This window comes from Streptomyces ferrugineus (genome assembly GCF_015160855.1).
Classification (GTDB): Bacteria; Actinomycetota; Actinomycetes; order Streptomycetales; family Streptomycetaceae; genus Streptomyces; species Streptomyces ferrugineus.
Map to the genome: position 1 here is coordinate 2,589,812 of NZ_CP063373.1, position 15,725 is coordinate 2,605,536.

16 protein-coding genes are annotated in these 15,725 nt (G+C 71.4%); 7 read left to right on the top strand and 9 right to left on the bottom strand.

Annotation, left to right across the window (positions count from 1 at the left end; all coding sequences use genetic code 11):
- Positions 1 to 2: 2 nt before the first annotated feature.
- Both IM697_RS11785 and IM697_RS11790 read right to left on the bottom strand, forming a co-directional pair.
- Entirely contained in the window at positions 3 to 911 is a 909-nt protein-coding gene (locus tag IM697_RS11785; RefSeq protein WP_194047322.1) for a chitosanase, read from the bottom strand.
- Positions 908 to 1,837, bottom strand: a complete 930-nt coding sequence (locus tag IM697_RS11790) for a rhomboid family intramembrane serine protease (RefSeq protein ID WP_194047324.1) — start codon at positions 1,835 to 1,837, stop codon at positions 908 to 910. The genes IM697_RS11785 and IM697_RS11790 overlap by 4 nt, the downstream gene beginning before the upstream one ends.
- Before the next feature lie 146 nt (positions 1,838 to 1,983).
- On the opposite strand from IM697_RS11790, the gene IM697_RS11795 reads away from it, so the two are divergent.
- The gene (locus IM697_RS11795; RefSeq protein ID WP_194047326.1) at positions 1,984 to 2,715 is read left to right on the top strand and encodes a vWA domain-containing protein; all 732 of its coding nucleotides are present in this window, start codon (positions 1,984 to 1,986) and stop codon (positions 2,713 to 2,715) included.
- 75 nt (positions 2,716 to 2,790) lie between these two features.
- Positions 2,791 to 4,440: a cytochrome bc1 complex cytochrome b subunit gene (gene qcrB, locus IM697_RS11800; RefSeq protein WP_194047328.1), complete on the top strand. Its 1,650-nt coding sequence runs from the start codon at positions 2,791 to 2,793 to the stop codon at positions 4,438 to 4,440.
- Here the strand turns inward: qcrB and IM697_RS11805 are convergent.
- Together IM697_RS11805 and IM697_RS11810 are read right to left on the bottom strand one after the other, a co-directional pair.
- On the bottom strand, positions 4,415 to 5,386 hold the full coding sequence (locus IM697_RS11805) for an acyl-CoA dehydrogenase family protein (protein ID WP_194047330.1): 972 nt from the start codon (positions 5,384 to 5,386) through the stop codon (positions 4,415 to 4,417). The two genes, qcrB and IM697_RS11805, sit on opposite strands and share 26 nt — an antisense overlap.
- Entirely contained in the window at positions 5,386 to 6,525 is a 1,140-nt protein-coding gene (locus IM697_RS11810; protein WP_194047332.1) for an acyl-CoA dehydrogenase family protein, read from the bottom strand. The genes IM697_RS11805 and IM697_RS11810 overlap by 1 nt, the downstream gene beginning before the upstream one ends.
- A 72-nt stretch (positions 6,526 to 6,597) precedes the next feature.
- On the opposite strand from IM697_RS11810, the gene IM697_RS11815 reads away from it, so the two are divergent.
- From IM697_RS11815 to IM697_RS11825, 3 genes are read left to right on the top strand one after another with little or no spacing between them, the layout of a single operon-like run.
- On the top strand, positions 6,598 to 7,380 hold the full coding sequence (locus tag IM697_RS11815; protein WP_194047334.1) for an SDR family oxidoreductase: 783 nt from the start codon (positions 6,598 to 6,600) through the stop codon (positions 7,378 to 7,380).
- A 15-nt stretch (positions 7,381 to 7,395) separates the two neighbouring features.
- Positions 7,396 to 8,013 (top strand): TetR/AcrR family transcriptional regulator, encoded by a 618-nt coding sequence (locus tag IM697_RS11820; RefSeq protein ID WP_194047336.1) that lies wholly within the window; start codon positions 7,396 to 7,398, stop codon positions 8,011 to 8,013.
- 26 nt (positions 8,014 to 8,039) lie between these two features.
- Positions 8,040 to 9,197 carry an acetyl-CoA C-acetyltransferase gene (locus IM697_RS11825; protein WP_194047338.1) on the top strand — a complete coding sequence of 386 codons (1,158 nt, stop codon included), beginning with the start codon at positions 8,040 to 8,042 and terminating at the stop codon, positions 9,195 to 9,197.
- Here IM697_RS11825 and IM697_RS11830 read toward each other — a convergent pair.
- The 4 genes from IM697_RS11830 to IM697_RS11845 are packed head-to-tail and all read right to left on the bottom strand — an operon-like array spanning position 9,181 to position 12,577.
- Positions 9,181 to 10,230: an NAD(P)H-dependent flavin oxidoreductase gene (locus IM697_RS11830; RefSeq protein WP_194047340.1), complete on the bottom strand. Its 1,050-nt coding sequence runs from the start codon at positions 10,228 to 10,230 to the stop codon at positions 9,181 to 9,183. The two genes, IM697_RS11825 and IM697_RS11830, sit on opposite strands and share 17 nt — an antisense overlap.
- Entirely contained in the window at positions 10,230 to 10,976 is a 747-nt protein-coding gene (locus tag IM697_RS11835) for a CoA-transferase subunit beta (protein ID WP_194049677.1), read from the bottom strand. The genes IM697_RS11830 and IM697_RS11835 overlap by 1 nt, the downstream gene beginning before the upstream one ends.
- Complete coding sequence (locus IM697_RS11840) at positions 10,973 to 11,818, bottom strand: CoA transferase subunit A (protein WP_194047342.1); 846 nt, start codon at positions 11,816 to 11,818, stop codon at positions 10,973 to 10,975. The genes IM697_RS11835 and IM697_RS11840 overlap by 4 nt, the downstream gene beginning before the upstream one ends.
- Positions 11,819 to 12,577, bottom strand: coding sequence for an enoyl-CoA hydratase family protein (locus IM697_RS11845; protein WP_194047344.1), 759 nt, complete (start codon positions 12,575 to 12,577; stop codon positions 11,819 to 11,821). It abuts the gene before it with no gap.
- A 100-nt stretch (positions 12,578 to 12,677) separates the two neighbouring features.
- Between IM697_RS11845 and IM697_RS11850 the strand changes: the two genes are divergently transcribed.
- Positions 12,678 to 13,436 (top strand): SDR family oxidoreductase, encoded by a 759-nt coding sequence (locus tag IM697_RS11850; RefSeq protein ID WP_194047346.1) that lies wholly within the window; start codon positions 12,678 to 12,680, stop codon positions 13,434 to 13,436.
- Between the two features lies 1 nt (position 13,437).
- Positions 13,438 to 14,361: an SDR family oxidoreductase gene (locus IM697_RS11855; protein ID WP_194047348.1), complete on the top strand. Its 924-nt coding sequence runs from the start codon at positions 13,438 to 13,440 to the stop codon at positions 14,359 to 14,361.
- Between the two features lie 320 nt (positions 14,362 to 14,681).
- On the opposite strand, the gene IM697_RS11860 is transcribed toward IM697_RS11855, so the two are convergent.
- Complete coding sequence (locus IM697_RS11860) at positions 14,682 to 15,578, bottom strand: hypothetical protein (protein ID WP_194047350.1); 897 nt, start codon at positions 15,576 to 15,578, stop codon at positions 14,682 to 14,684.
- Positions 15,579 to 15,725: the final 147 nt, after the last annotated feature.

The following is a 15,725-nucleotide window of genomic DNA, read 5'->3' on the forward strand; positions in this document are numbered from 1 at the left end:
CCCTAGGGCACCCGGTACGTCTCCCCGTACACCTGCCACCGCAGAGGCGTCCGCAACTGCAGATTCCCGTCGGAAAGGAACCGTCGCTGGGCCGTGTCGATGCGGGTGGTGTCGGTGTTCGGCCGCTTCTCCCGCATGGCCGTGCGGCGGACGTCGAGGAAGGCGTCCAGGTAGGCCTTCTCGGAGCCGCCCTGGGAGGGGGACTCCGCCTTGCGCAGGGCGCGTTCGCGCAGGACGTAGAAGCCGTCCTCGTCGATGCCCGGGCCGTGGAAGACCATCGCGTCGTAGTAGACGAACTGGCCCAGCGTGCCCAGGCCGTCGAGCTTGGCGAGGCGGACGGCCGGGTCGAAGTAGGCGCGGTCGCGCTCGGCGAGCTGGGCCTCGCGGAAGGCGGTCACCTCGGACTCCGCCTTCCAGGCGGCCGTGAAGCCGGGGTCGAGTCCCTCGTGGGAGTCGGTGCCGTCGACCGCGCGCAGGGCGGGCAGGTACTCGGCGAGTCCGTTGTCCGGGTGGTCGGCGGTGTAGCGCTCGACCAGGGCGAGCAGGTCGTGGGTGCCGGTGCAGAAGCCGATGACGCCGGCGGTGTAGCCCTGGCCGTCGTCGAGGTCCTCGATGTAGCCGTAGGTGTCGCGCCAGTTCAGGGTCGAGTTCTCGGCCGTGGACACGAGCTGCTGGGCCAGTTCCTTCTTCGCCGGGTCGGCCAGACCCGGTGGCAGGCTCGCGATCAGCTTGTCGTCCGCCGACCGCTCCTGCTCGGCGCGGTTCTTGGCCTCCTGGCGGGTCGACTGCTGCGCGGTGGCGGCGGGGGGCTCGGCCGGGCCCTCGGCGGAGTCGGTGGGGACGAGGAAGTAGGCGGCCGCGGCGATGACCACGGGGGCGGCCGCGAACAGCAGGATTCCGGTGCGTCTCACAGTGTCAGTCCTCCGCCCGTCAGATCCGAGACCCTGGCGGTGGCGACCACGGCCAGCAGCACCAGCACACCCACGCACGCGGCCACCTGGATCACGGCCCGGCGCGGTCCGCGTGGGGCGTAGGCGTAGGCGAGCGTCACCACGGCACCGGTCAGCAGCCCGCCGAGGTGGCCCTGCCAGGAGGTCAGGCCGGCGGACAGCAGCAACCACAGCAGCAGGAACACCATGAACCGGTTGACCGGCCGCATGTCCGCACCGACCCGGCGGGCCAGCACGTAGTACGCGGCGCCGAGACCGAAGATCGCCCCCGAGGCGCCGACCGACTCCCGGGCAGGGTGGGTGAGGAGCAGTTCCATGACGGAGCCGCCGAGCGCCGACAGGAGATAGAGAGCGAGGTAGCGGACCCGGCCGAGCTGGATCTCCAGGAGGTGTCCGAGGTGCCACAGCGCGGCCATGTTCATCACGATGTGCAGAATCCCGAACGTGCCCTCCGTGGGCGGCAGATGCAGGAACGCGCTGGTGATCAGCCGCTCCCACTCACCTGCGGCGACACCCTCGGTGTGGAAGTTCCCCAGAACGCCGCCGACGTCGGGGTAGTAGCCGGCGTCAAGCCCGGCCAGCCGGAACCCGACCATCGACAACCGCCCGATGATCTCCGGAAACGCCAGCTCGGCCAGGTAGACCAGGATGTTGAGGGCGATCAGGAGGTACGTCACGACGGCTGTCTCGGCGATCCGCCCGCCGACGACCGTCCGGGCCTGCCGCACCGACCGGGCGCCCTCCTTCACACACTCCACGCACTGGTGGCCGACGGACGCCTCCCGCATGCAGTCCGGGCAGATGTAGCGGTCGCAGCGGGTACAGCGGACGTAGGACGCCACCTTGGGGTGGCGATAACAGGTGGTGACGGTGGACTCGGGCTCCACGCCGGCTCCTCCAGGGACGGAACGATCAGTGAGCCGGTGGGGACGGCGCCGAACAAAATAACCAATGCCCGTGGACGGTGGGAGAGGTGGGGCCGAGGTGCCGTAGCCTCGGCAGCCGGACCGGTGCGTCAAGGGGGAGACAAGACATGGCCGCGATCAGTCTCAGCAAGGTGGAGGAGACCGCGCCCGCGCTGGTCAGCCTGTACAAGAGCGCCGGGGTGTCGCTGCGCAAGCACGGACTGGACGGGGTGCGGGCCGCGGTCTACCTGGTCGTCGACTACTCCGGGTCGATGCGGCCGTACTACAAGGACGGCAGCGTGCAGGCCCTGGCCGACCGGGTGCTCGGGCTGTCGGCCCACCTCGACGACGACGGGATCGTGCCGGTCGTCTTCTTCTCCACCGACGTCGACGCCGTCACCGACATCGCGCTGGCCGATCACCGGGGGCGGATCGAGCGGATCGCGGCCGGGCTCGGGCACATGGGCAAGACCAGCTACCACCTGGCCATGGACGCCGTCATCGACCACTACCTGGACAGCGGCTCGACGGACCCCGCCCTGGTCGTGTTCCAGACCGACGGCGGCCCCATCAACAAGCTCGCCGCGGAACGGTATCTGTGCAAGGCGGCCCGGCTTCCGCTGTTCTGGCAGTTCATCGGCTTCGGGGACCCGAACAGCAAGCAGTTCGACTATCTGCGCAAGCTCGACGAGCTGGCGGTGCCGGACAGGCGGGTCGTCGACAACGCCGGGTTCTTCCACGCCGGTTCGGACCCGCGCAGGATGTCCGACGCCGAGCTGTACGACCGTCTGCTCGGGGAGTTCCCGAAGTGGCTGGTGGCGGCGCGGGCGCAGGGGATCGTACGGCCGCACCGACCGTGAGCCGGGGCGTTCGCCCCGTTGGCGAGGCCTGTGGGGCCGTGTCACCCTGTGGTTGATCCGACGGGGAGGCGACGTATGGACGGCGCGCGATCGGAGAACGACGGGACGACTGCACGGAGAGCGGCTCCGCCCGGGAAGGGCGAGAAGGTCGCCGACTGGGCCGACGGGCGGCTCGGCCTCTACGCGCTGGCCAAAGCCAATATGCGCAAGGTCTTCCCGGACCACTGGTCCTTCATGCTGGGCGAGGTCTGCCTCTACAGCTTCCTGATCCTGATCCTCACCGGCGTCTACCTCACCCTGTTCTTCGACCCGAGCACCAACGAGGTCGTCTACAACGGCACCTACGAGCCGCTCAACGGCGTCCTGATGACCAGGGCCTACGAGTCCACGCTCGACATCAGCTTCGACGTCCGCGGCGGGCTGCTCATGCGGCAGATCCACCACTGGGCGGCGCTGGTCTTCGTCACCGGCATGCTCGTGCACATGATGCGGGTGTTCTTCACCGGCGCCTTCCGCAAGCCGCGCGAGCTGAACTGGGTGTTCGGCTGGACCCTGCTGATGCTCGGCATCATCACCGGCCTGACCGGCTACTCCCTCCCCGACGACCTGCTGTCCGGCACCGGCCTCAGGTTCGCGCACGGCGCGATCCTGTCCGTCCCGATCGTGGGCACCTACCTGGCGTTCTTCCTCTTCGGCGGGGAGTTCCCCGGCGAGGACTTCATCGCCCGGCTGTACCCGGTCCACATCCTGCTGCTGCCCGGGATCATGCTCGGCCTGGTGGTCGCCCATCTGATCCTGGTCTTCTACCACAAGCACACCCAGTACCCCGGCCCCGGCCGCGACCAGAAGTCGGTCGTCGGCATGCCCTTCCTGCCGGTGTACATCGCCAAGGCGGGCGGCTTCTTCTTCCTGGTCTTCGGCGTGCTGACGATCATGGGCGGCATCGCCGGCATCAACCCGGTGTGGGCGTTCGGCCCCTACCGCCCCGACCTGGTGACCACCGGGGCCCAGCCCGACTGGTATCTGGGCTTCTCCGAGGGACTGATCCGGGTGATGCCGGGATGGGAGCTCAACGCCTGGGGCCACACCCTGGAACTGGGCGTCTTCATCCCCTTCTCGCTGTTCCCGCTGATCCTGCTCGCGCTCGGCCTGTACCCCTTCCTGGAGGCGTGGATCACCGGCGACAAGCGTGAGCACCACATCCTCGACCGGCCCCGCAACATGCCCGTGCGCACCGGGCTCGGCGCGGCCTGGCTGAGCCTGTACGCGGTGCTGCTGATCGGCGGCGGCAACGACATCGTGGCCACGCATCTGCATCTGTCCATCAACTCGATCACCTGGTTCGTACGGATCTCGGTCTTCGTCGTGCCGGTCCTCACCTACTACGTGACCAAGCGGATCTGTCTCGGACTGCAGCGCCGGGACCGGGACAAGGTGCTGCACGGCAGGGAGACCGGCATCATCAAGCGGCTGCCGCACGGCGAGTACATCGAGGTGCACGAGCCGGTCACCCAGGGCCAGCTGTTCACCCTCACCCAGCACGAGCAGCATCCGCCGTACGAGATCGGCGAGCGCGTCGACGCGAACGGCGTCCGGCGCCGGGTCACCGTCTCCCAGCGGGTGCGGGCCCGGCTGGCGCTGGCGATGTTCGGGCCCCGGTCGCGGATCACCAAGCCGACGGTGGCGGAGTACCGCGAGGTCACCAGCGGCGATCACCACCACTGAGCAGGACCTCCGCCCGGCACACGTCCGGGCCGCCCCAGGCGGAGCGCAGCGCGCGGGCCTTGGTCAGCCACAGCGACAGGTCGAGCTCCGCCGTGTAACCGATCGCGCCGTGCAACTGCAGCGCGGTGCGGGCGGTGGCGTACGCGGCCTCACCGGCGGCCACCTTGGCGGCGGCAATGTCCGCGGGCGCCATGGTGAGCGCGGCGCCGAGGACCAGGGGCCGGGCGAACTCCAGGGCGATCTTCGCATCGGCCAGGCGATGCTTGACGGCCTGGAAGGAGCCTATGGGGACGCCGAACTGGCTGCGCCCCTTGACGTGGCCGACCGTCTTGTCGAGCAGGGCGAGCCCGACGCCGAGGGCTTGGGCTGCGGTGGTGAGACGGGCGAGGGCTAGGGCGTGGGCGGTGGGCGGGTCGGGACTGAGGAGTTCACCGCCGGGTTCGAGAGGAGTCAGGCGGCGGGCCGGATCCAGGGAGGGGCGCACGGGGCCGTGGCCGGGGGAGAGGCGCAGACCGTCGGGGGTGAGCGCGAGGCGGGTGGTGGCCGCGTCGCCGTCCAGGGCGTACGGCGCCGTCCACGCCAGCGTCGCCACGGCCTCGCCCGCCGCCAGCGCCGGCAGCAGCCGCTTGGCCGGGCCGGGGTCCGCCAGCCCGCCGAGCAGGGCGGCCGCCGTGACGGTCTCCACGACGGGCCCCGGCACCGCATGGCGGCCCAACTCCACAAAGGCGACGGCGAGTTCGACGGGCCGCGGGCCCAGCCCCTCGTAGGCCTCGGGGACCGCCAGCGCGAACACGCCCGCCTCGGCGATACGGGACCACAGCGCCCGGCCGCTCGCATGCTCGCCCCGGCTCCACTCCCGTACGACCGACGGTGTGTCCGCCGCCGTCAGCATCGCGTCCAGGGAGTCGGCGAAGGCCCGCTGCTCGGCGTCGAGGAGGAACCTCATCAGCGTCGCCCCTTCGGCAGGCCGAGCAGCCGCTCGGCGATGATGTCGCGCTGGATCTCGTTCGTCCCCGCGTAGATGGGGCCGGCCAGGGCGAAGACGTACCGCTCGGACCAGTCGGTGTCGGCCCGCTCGCCGTCGGCGTCCAGGAGATCGAGGGCCGTCTCGTGCAGCGCGATGTCGAACTCCGACCAGAACACCTTGTTCAGGCTGGACTCCGGGCCGATCGACTCGCCGTCGAGGAAGCGGGAGGCGGCGGCGAAGGTGAAGAGCTGGTAGGCGCGGGCGCCGATCAGGGCGTCGGCCACGCGGCTCTCGGTGCTCTGCGGGCTGCCCCGGTCCTGCCAGAGGCGGTGGAGGCGGTCGGCGCTCGCCAGGAAACGGCCGGGGGAGCGCAGCATCAGACCGCGTTCGTTGCCCGCCGTCGACATCGCGATCCGCCACCCGCGGCCCGGCTCGCCGATCACGTCCTCGTCCGGCACGAACACCTCGTCCAGGAACAGCTCGGCGAAGGCGGGCTTGCCGTCCAGGCGGGCGATGGGACGGACCGTGACGCCGGGGGCGCGCAGGTCGAACATCAGGTAGGTCAGCCCCTGGTGGGGCTTGGGGGCGTCCGGGTCGCTGCGGAACAGGCCGAACGCGCGGTCGGCGAAGGCGGCGCGCGAGGACCAGGTCTTCTGGCCCGACAGCAGCCAGCCCCCGTCCGCGCGCACGGCCCTCGACCGGAGCGAGGCCAGGTCCGAGCCCGCCTCCGGCTCCGACCACGCCTGCGCCCAGATCACCTCGCCGGTCGCCATGGACGGAAGCACACGCGCGCGCTGCTCGGCCGTGCCGTGGTCGAAGAGGGTCGGGGCCAGGAGACTGACGCCGTTCTGACCGACGCGGCCCGGTGCGCCCGCCGCGTAGTACTCCTCCTCGAACAGCAGCCACCGTACGAGTGAGGCGTCCCGACCGCCGTACACCGCCGGCCAGTTCACCACCGACCAGCGGTCCGCGGCCAGCTCGGCCTCCCACGCCCGGTGCGCCGCGAAGCCCTCCTCGGTCTCCAGGGAGGGGAGCGGATCGGGCGGCACATGCGCATGGAGCCAGGCGCGGGCCTCGGCGCGGAACGCCTCGTCGGCGGCGCAGTGGGTGAGATCCACGGTCGCCCTCCCTTCCTGCGAGCCCTACAGATTCTCTTCCCTAACAAGTGTTTGGTAGGTTAGCGTGCTGCTATGACAAACGTCGAGGCGCCGGCGTACGTTCCCGGGCACGGGCTGCTCCGCGGCCGCACCGCCGTCATCACCGCGGCGGCCGGTGCCGGCATCGGCGGGGCGACCGCGCGCCGCTTCCTGGAGGAGGGCGCGCGGGTGCTGATCAGCGACGCGCACGCGCGCCGGCTGAAGGAGCACGAGGGCGAGCTGGCCCGTCGGTTCGAGGGCGCGGTGACGTCCGCGGTGTGCGACGTCACCGACGAGGCGCAGGTGCGGGCCCTGTTCGACACCGCCGTGCGGGAACACGGCCGGCTCGACGTCGTCGTCAACAACGCGGGCCTCGGCGGGACTTCGCCGCTCGTCGACATGACCGACGAGCAGTGGTCGAAGGTCCTCGACGTGACCTTGAACGGCACCTTCCGATGTACCCGGGCCGCCCTGCGCCACCTGCGTGACACCGGCGGCGTGATCGTCAACAACGCCTCCGTCGTCGGCTGGCGCGCCCAGGCCGGCCAGGCGCACTACGCGGCCGCCAAGGCGGGTGTGATGGCGCTGACCCGGTGCGCGGCGATCGAGGCGGCCGAGTACGGGGTGCGGGTGAACGCCGTGGCACCGAGCCTCGCCATGCACCCCCATCTGGCCAAGGTGACCACCCCGGAACTGCTGGAGGAGCTCACCGCCCGCGAGGCCTTCGGGCGGTACGCCGAGCCATGGGAGGTGGCCAACGTGATCGTCTTCCTCGCGTCGGGCTACTCGTCGTACCTGACCGGAGAGATCGTCTCCGTCAGCAGCCAGCATCCCTAGGACCACAATGGACCCGTGCCGACCAAGAAGAAGCCCCAGGTGACCGCCGCCGCCCAGGCCGCCCGGCGGCGCGAACTCCTCGACACCGCCGCCGAGGTCTTCGCCGAGCAGGGCTACAACGCCACGACCGTACGCAAGATCGCGGACCACGCGGGCATGCTCGCGGGCAGCCTCTACTACCACTTCGACTCCAAGGAGTCGATGCTGGAGGAGATCCTGCGGACCTTCCTCGACGAGCTCTGGGGCGGCTACGACACCGTCCTGGGCGCCGAGCTCGGACCCCGCGAAACCCTCGAAGCCCTGGTCACCGAGTCGTTCCGGGAGATCGACCGGCACCGCGCCGCCGTCGCGATCTACCAGAAGGAGAACAAGCAACTGGTGGCGCAGGAACGGTTCGCGTTCCTCGCCGATTCCCAGCGCAGATTCGAGAAGGCGTGGCTGTCCACGCTGGAGCGCGGCGTCGCGGCCGGTGTGTTCCGGTCCGACCTCGACGTCCGGCTCACCTACCGGTTCGTCCGCGACACGGTGTGGGTCGCCGCGTCCTGGTACCGGCCCGGCGGACAGCACAGCCCGGAGGAGATCGCCCGGCAGTACCTGTCGATGGTGCTGGACGGGATCGCTGTACGCACATAACCCACTGGTCCCATTGGGGAGTTGCCATGGCCGAGGCCTACATCGTCGAAGCGGTCCGTACGCCCGTCGGGCGGCGCGGAGGAGGGCTCAGCGGGGTCCATCCGGCCGACCTGGGCGCGCATGTCCTCAAGGAACTCGTCTCGCGCGCGGGCATGGACCCGGCCGCCGTCGAGGACGTCGTCTTCGGCTGTCTGGACGCGGTCGGGCCACAGGCCGGCGACATCGCGCGGACCTGCTGGCTGGCGGCCGGGCTGCCCGAGGAGGTGCCGGGTGTGACCGTGGACCGGCAGTGCGGGTCCTCGCAGCAGGCCGTGCACTTCGCCGCGCAGGGCGTGCTGTCCGGCACCCAGGACCTGGTGGTCGCGGGCGGCGTGCAGAACATGTCGATGATCCCCATCGCCTTCGCCACCCGGCAGGCCGCCGAGCCGCTCGGGCTGACCGCCGGTCCCTTCGCCGGCAGCGAGGGCTGGCGGGCGCGGTACGGGGAGAAGCCCGTCAACCAGTTCGTCGGCGCCGAGATGATCGCCGCCAAGTGGGGGATCACCCGGCAGGACCAGGAGGAGTTCGCGCTGCGCTCGCACCGGCGGGCGCTGCGGGCGATCGACGAGGGGCGCTTCGAGCGGGAGACCGTGGCGTACGGCCAGGTCGGCTTCGACGAAGGGCCGCGCCGGGACACCTCGCTGGAGAAGATGGCCGGGCTGAAGCCGGTCATCGACGGCGGCACGATCACCGCGGCCTGTTCCTCACAGGTCTCCGACGGCGCGGCGGCGATGCTGCTGGCCTCGGAGCGGGCGGTGCGCGAGCATGGGCTCACGCCCCGGGCCCGGGTGCACCACCTCTCGGTGCGCGGTGAGGATCCCATCCGCATGCTCACCGCCCCGATACCCGCCACCGCCCACGCCCTGAAGAAGACCGGCCTGTCCATCGACGACATCGACCTCGTCGAGATCAACGAGGCCTTCGCGCCCGTCGTCCTGGCCTGGCTGAAGGAGACCGGCGCGGATCCCGACAGGGTCAATGTCAACGGCGGTGCGATCGCCCTGGGGCACCCTCTGGGCGCCACCGGAGCCAAGCTGATGACGACCCTGCTGCACGAACTGGAGCGCACCGGAGGCCGGTTCGGACTCCAGACCATGTGCGAGGGCGGGGGACAGGCCAACGTGACGATCATCGAGAGGCTGTGAGACGCCGGCACGTCTCCTCCGCCTCCTTCATGATCCGCTCCACCAGTTCCGCGCACGACGGCAGGTCGTCGATCACCCCGGCGACCTGCCCGGACGCCATCACCCCCAGATCCGTACGGCCGTCCACCATGGACGCCTTCAGCAGCATCGGCGTGTTCGCGGCGAGCAGGACCTGGCTGAAGGTCAGGTCCTTGCCGTGCCGGAGCGCGCGACCGTCCTGGAGCATCCGGCGCCAGCTGGTGCCGGACAGCTTCCGGTAGCCGGCCGCCCTGCGGACCGCCCGGAGAAGAGCCCGCACACGTCCGGAGTGCTCGAGCGCGTCGACCAGTTCGGTGCGCAGCATGCGATGGGGCAGGCCGTCCACGGCCGTCGTGACCGTGACGTCCCGTACCGTCGCCGCCAGATACCGCGCCTTGACCGCCTGCGGCACCGTCGAGTCCGAGGTGAGCAGGAACCGCGTGCCCATGGCGATGCCCGCCGCCCCGTAGGCCAGCGCCGCGGCCAGTCCCCGCCCGTCGAAGAAGCCGCCCGCCGCCACGACCGGTATCTCCACGGCGTCCACGACCTGCGGCAGCAGCACCGTCGTCGCCACCTCACCGGTGTGCCCGCCGCCCTCCCCACCCTGCACGATCACGGCGTCCGCACCCCAGGCGGCGACCTTCTCGGCATGCCGCCGGGCGCCGATCGAGGGAATGACGACCACGTCGGCCTCCTTGAGCCCGGCCATCAGCTCACGGGAAGGCGCGAGGGCGAAGGAGGCCACCCGCACCCCCTCGTCGATCATCACGCTCACCCGGTCGCCCGCGTCCGAGGCGTCCGCCCGCAGGTTCACCCCGAACGGCGCGTCCGTACGGGACTTGACCTCCCGTATCGCCGCGCGCAGCCGGTCCACCGTCATCGTCGCCGAGGCCAGGATGCCCAGCGCCCCCGCGTTCGCCGTCGCCGAGACCAGCCGCGGCCCCGCCACCCAGCCCATCCCCGTCTGCACGATCGGGTGGCGGACCCCGACCAGCCGGGTCAGCGGCGTCTCCATCACACACCGACCTCCCTGGCCCGGGTGTTCTCCGGGTCGAGCACCTCGCGGATGAGCCGCAGTTCCTCGGCGGTGGGTGCGCGGGTGTGCGGGACGTCGTCCGGGACGGTCAGCTCGAACGCGGTCGCCTCCCGCACCTGCTCCGGTGTGACCCCCGGATGGAGCGAGACCGGCCGCATCGAGTGGTCCGGGGTGTCGAAATCGAAGACGCCCAGGTCGGAGACGACACGGGGGATGCGGTGATAGCGGGCGGCGTCGCCCACGCGGTCGTAGCCGACCCCGCACACCATGTCGACCTTCTCCACGAAGACGCGCCTGGAGTGCCGGGGGACCCAGTAACTGGTCGGGTTGTTGAGCGTGTTGACCGGTGCCCCGCGCACCCCCAGCAACTGCCGCTTCGGCCGCTCCCAGTCGCCGATGCAGGAGATGTTCTGGTTGCCGTACCGGTCGATCTGGCTCGCGCCCATCATCACGTGCCGCCGGCCGCCGGTGACCAGGGCGAGGTGCTGCCGATAGGGCAGCCAGCCCTCGACGGTGCCGTCCGGCGCGACGAGCAGCGCCTCCCCGTCGGTCAGCAGCAGATCCGGCGCGAAGGCGCGGCGCGCGAGGCGGGCACCGATGGCCGGGATCAGGCCCATCGGACTGGCCAGCACCTCCCCGTCGTCCCGCCAGGCCTCGGCGCAGGCGATCACGCAGTACTCGGCACGGGTGACGTCCGCGGACCCGGTGCCGGTGCCCTCCGTCATGACCTCCATGACCCCTCCCCGACCGCCGACTGGTACGCCTGCTCGTCCCCGCCCAGGAACCGTGCCGCGAACTCGGGCCAGGGTGTGGTCGCATACGTCTTCTGGAAGGCCTCGTCCCGGCCGTAGTCGGGTGCGCAGGACGTGAAGTGCGCGCCGTTCGGAGCCTCGACGACCCCCGTCACCGTGTGCCGCTTGATCAGCAGGGACTGCGGGGGTGCCTCCTTCGTCAGCTCGGCCGTGTCGACGATCCGTTCGCACGAGACGTAAGCTGTCTCCGCCGCCTCGCAGAACAGGTCGTCGAAATACGGGTCGGGCCCCAGATACCGGCCGTTGCCCCGCCGGTCGGCGCGGCCGACGTGGACCAGGGCCGCGTCCAGCCGCAGGGCCGGCATGGCCACGAAGGTCTCCCCGTCGTCGTACGGCGAAGTCACCGTCCGCAGGCCCGGATTGACGCGCATGACGTCCGAACCGATCCCGGCCCGCACCGGCAGGAACGGCAGCCGGTTCGCGGCGGCGTGCAGTCCCCACATGAACATCGCCTCGTCGATCTCCATCAGTTCGAAGGCACCGCGCTCACGGGCCGCTCGATAGTGCGGCTCCAGCGGGATCGAGTCGAGGGTGACGAAGGGGGTGACCAGTTTGCGGATGCGTCCGGCGGCCGCCAGCATGCCGACGTCGGGGCCGCCGTACGAGACGATCGTGAGGTCGGTGACCTCGGAGCGCAGCAGGGCGCGCACCAGGGCCATCGGTTTGCGGCGCGAGCCCCAGCCGCCGATGCCCAGGGTCATGCCGTCGCGCAGCCGGGACACCACCTCGTCCGCGGTCGTCGTCTTGTCGCTCACTCAGCCACCGTCCTTTCCGAAACCGTCCCGGACCCGGTCGGCCACCCCGCTGAGATTCGCCTCGAACGTGAAGCCCTGCTCGAAGCGGTAGCTGCGGCGGACGTCGACCGGATCGATGCCGTTGATCGCGGCCTTGGCCAGCCGCAGCAGCTGCCCGTCCTTCGCGGCGATCTCGCGTGCCAGCTCCAGCGCGGCGGCGCGCAGTTCCTCGCGCGGCACCAGGCGCCACACCGAGCCGTGCGCATGCAGCTCGGCCGCCGTCGCCGTGCGCGAGGTGTAGTACAGGGCGCGCATCAGGTGCTGGGGGACCAGCCGGGCCAGATGCGTGGCCGCGCCCAGCGCGCCCCGGTCCAGCTCGGGCAGCCCGAAGGTGGCGTCCTCGCTCGCCACGATCGCGTCCGCGTTGCCCACCAGGCCGATACCGCCGCCCAGGCAGAAGCCGTGCACCGCCGCGACGACCGGGACCTCGCAGTCGTAGACCGCGGCGAAGGCGTCCGCGCAGGCGTGGTTGACGCCGATCAGCGCGCTGTGCCCGTCCCGCTGTATCTCCTTGATGTCCACGCCCGCGTTGAACCCGCGCCCCTCCGCCGCGAGGACGACACACCGGATCCGCGGATCGCGGCCCGCCGCCCGCACCGCGTCGGCCAGGGCGGACCAGCCGTCCACCGGCAGGGCGTTCACCGGCGGGAAGTCGACCGTGACGACGGCGATTCCCTCTTTCCCGGACCCCTTTTCCGGGGACGAGGTGGAGACACCCATGGACGCATCAGCTACCTTCGCACTCAGCCGCTTTCCACCAAACATTTGTTAGGTGTGTGGCTTCGAAGCTAGCAGTCGACACAGACGAGCGGGAGAGCCTGTGGATAACTCTCACGAGCCGCGACCGACCGGCCGGACCGTCGTCGTCACCGGCGGTACGCGAGGCGTCGGTGCCGGGATCGCGCGGGCTTTCGCCGAGGCCGGCGCCGACGTCGTGACCTGTGCGCGCAGACCGCCCGAAGTCCCGGTCAAGGGCGTCGAGTTCAGGCCCGTCGACCTGCGCGACCCGCGAGCCGTACGGGCCTTCTTCGCCGCCCTGCCCCGCGTCGACGTCCTCGTCAACAACGCGGGCGGCACACCGTACCGACGGCTGACGGACGCGGATGCCGAGCGGCATGCCCGCGTCATCGAGCTGAACCTCGTCGCCCCGCTGACGGCGTCCCTGGCCGCGTACGAGCAGCTGAAGCGGTCGAGGGGCTCGGTCGTGATGGTCGGCAGCGTCAGCGGCGGTCGCCCCTCGCCCGGCTCGGCGGCCTACGGGGCGGCCAAGGCCGGGCTGGACAGCCTGGCGCGCTCGATGGCGGTCGAGTGGGCGCCGGAGGTGCGCGTCAACACGCTCGTCGTCGGCATGGTCCGCACCGAGCTGGCCCACCTGCACTACGGAGGCGACGACGGCATCGCCGAGGTCTCCCGCACGGTGCCGCTCGGCCGTCTCGCCGAACCCGCCGACGTCGGCACGGCGGCCGTCTTCCTCGCCTCCGACGCCGCCGCCTACATCAGCGGGGCGAGCCTGCTCGTGCACGGCGGGGGCGAACGGCCCGCGTTCCTGGACGCCGCAACGGTCAACAAGGAGGCATGACATGAGCCGGATGTGTGAGGGACGGGTTGTCGTGGTCACCGGCGCGGGGCGGGGGCTCGGGCGCGCGCACGCGCTCGCGTTCGCCGCCGCGGGGGCGAGGGTCGTCGTCAACGACCTCGACGTCGGCCTCGACGGCACCCGCGGCGCCGGGGCACAGGCCCCCGCCGGCAGCCCCGCCCGACAGGTCGTCGCCGAGATCCGCGCGGCGGGCGGTGAGGCCGTCGCGCACGGCGGTGACATCGCGACCGGCGCCGGGGCGGCCTCGCTGGTGGCGGCCGCGCTGGAGACGTACGGCCGCCTCGACACCCTCGTCAACAACGCCGGGTTCCTGCGCGACCGGATGCTGGTCAACCTCGACGACGACGACTGGGACGCCGTCGTACGCGTCCACCTCAAGGGTCACTTCCTCCCCCTGAAGCACGCGGCCGCGCACTGGCGGGCCGAGGCCAAGGCGGGGCGCAGGCCGGTCGCGCGGATCGTCAACACCAGCAGCGGGGCGGGGCTGCTGGGCTCGCTCGGGCAGTGCGGCTACAGCGCCGCGAAGGCCGGAATCGTCGGCCTCACCCTGGTCGCGGCGGCCGAACTGGCCCGCTACGGCATCCAGGTCAACGCGATCGCCCCGGCGGCCCGCACACGCATGACGGAACACACCTTCGCGGAGTCGATGGCGGCCCCCGACACCGGCTTCGACGCCATGGCCCCGGAGAACGTCTCACCCCTGGTCGTCTGGCTGGGCTCGGCCGCGAGCGAGGGCGTCACCGGCCGGGTCTTCGAGGCGGAGGGCGGCCGGATCACCGTCATGGAGGGCTGGCGCGCGGGACCGACGGCCGACAAGGGCGCCCGGTGGACGCCGGAGGAGGCGGGGGAGACGGCACTCAAGCTGCTGGGAGAGGCGGAGGTGCCGGGGGCGGTGTACGGGGCATAGGGCGATGCTTCAGCGCCGGTCGACACCATCCGGCCCGTCCGGAGTTCGAGGACAAGGCGCTCGCTTCGGCCTGCTGTGCGCCATCTCTCCCGCGCCGGTTGGCACCATCAGGCCTGTCCGGAGTTCGAGGACAAGGCGCTCACTTCGGCCCGCTGTGCGCCACCTCTCCCGCGCCGGTCGGCACCATCCAGCCCGTCCGGCGTTTGAGGACGAGGCCCCTTAAGGGCCGAAGCGGGGGTCTGGGGGCGGCAGCCCCCAGCGGGGTCGAAGGGGCAGCGCCCCTGGGGATGGGACGGGTAGGGGCGGCGGGGGCGAGAACCCTACGTGTCGCACTCCAGCACCGTCCGGCACAACCCGCACCGCGCCCGAACCCGTCCCCGCACCGGCACCCGAATCCGCTGCCGGCACGTCGGACACGGGAACGACACCCGCAGCGGCCCCCGCCCGTCCGGCGTGAACGCGTACGGCACCCCCGGTCGCGGCCCGGCCCCGTGATGGTCCTGGGCGTGCCGCCGATCGCGGGCGTAGCGGCGGCGGCCCGCCCAGCCGGCCGACGTCAGCGGCGGCTGCTGCTCGTCGCGGCGGGCCTCGGCCATGCCCTTCCCGTACGCCGTGTAGGCCTGCGGGCTGGTGAACCACACCGACGGGTCCTCGGCGAACACCAGCGCCCGCTTGGCCAGGACGTAGCCGAACTCCTCCGGCGTCAGATACCCCAGCTTCTGCGACGACGCCGCGTCCTCCCGGTAGGCGTCGAGGAGCAGCCAGCCCGCGCCCAGATACGTCGTCGCCGTGTCCGTGAGGATCTCGTTGTCGCGCGTGCCCGGGAAGGACAGGCCCAGGCGGTGCAGATACACATGCATCACCTCGTGGGCGAGGGCCGCGCCGATGTCCCGGCGATGGGTGCGGAAGCGGTCGTTCAGCTCGATGAAGTACTCGGGCCCGGCGGCGAGTTCGACGTTCGCCGCGTGGTTCATCTCCCGGAAGCCGACGATCATCCGGGCGTCCGGCAGGTGGTAGTGCCGCACCAGTTCGTGGGCCACCCGCTGCGCGCCCAGATACAGATCGTCGGTGTCGCAGAACGCCACGTCGGCCGGCGCCACGCTCGTCGCGAACGTCTGGATCGTGTCGTACGACAGCCGCTTGTAGAGCGCGTTGATGGCGGCCCGCACCGTCTCCAGGTGCGGGAAGCCGTGCTGGACCGGTCCGCCGTTCGCCACGCCCTTACCCCCACGACGCCTTGAACCCGATTCCACTCTACGGGGATGTGAGGGGATTTTCCCTGGTGAGGTTCCATGCCCGGGACGTGAGATCCGTCCTTGTCATGCACGCCGCTCGATCTTCATACTCCGGGTCGCTCAACCCCC

What these genes read in the sequence shown, in the direction of transcription:
- IM697_RS11830 (WP_194047340.1), bottom strand. Translation starts at nt 10,230, where the DNA reads ATGGAGACGCCGCTGACCCGGCTGGTCGGGGTCCGCCACCCGATCGTG.
- IM697_RS11795 (WP_194047326.1), top strand. Translation starts at nt 1,984, where the DNA reads ATGGCCGCGATCAGTCTCAGCAAGGTGGAGGAGACCGCGCCCGCGCTG.
- IM697_RS11805 (WP_194047330.1), bottom strand. Translation starts at nt 5,386, where the DNA reads ATGAGGTTCCTCCTCGACGCCGAGCAGCGGGCCTTCGCCGACTCCCTG.
- IM697_RS11835 (WP_194049677.1), bottom strand. Translation starts at nt 10,976, where the DNA reads ATGACGGAGGGCACCGGCACCGGGTCCGCGGACGTCACCCGTGCCGAG.
- IM697_RS11855 (WP_194047348.1), top strand. Translation starts at nt 13,438, where the DNA reads ATGAGCCGGATGTGTGAGGGACGGGTTGTCGTGGTCACCGGCGCGGGG.
- IM697_RS11815 (WP_194047334.1), top strand. Translation starts at nt 6,598, where the DNA reads ATGACAAACGTCGAGGCGCCGGCGTACGTTCCCGGGCACGGGCTGCTC.
- IM697_RS11845 (WP_194047344.1), bottom strand. Translation starts at nt 12,577, where the DNA reads ATGGGTGTCTCCACCTCGTCCCCGGAAAAGGGGTCCGGGAAAGAGGGA.
- IM697_RS11825 (WP_194047338.1), top strand. Translation starts at nt 8,040, where the DNA reads ATGGCCGAGGCCTACATCGTCGAAGCGGTCCGTACGCCCGTCGGGCGG.
- qcrB (WP_194047328.1), top strand. Translation starts at nt 2,791, where the DNA reads ATGGACGGCGCGCGATCGGAGAACGACGGGACGACTGCACGGAGAGCG.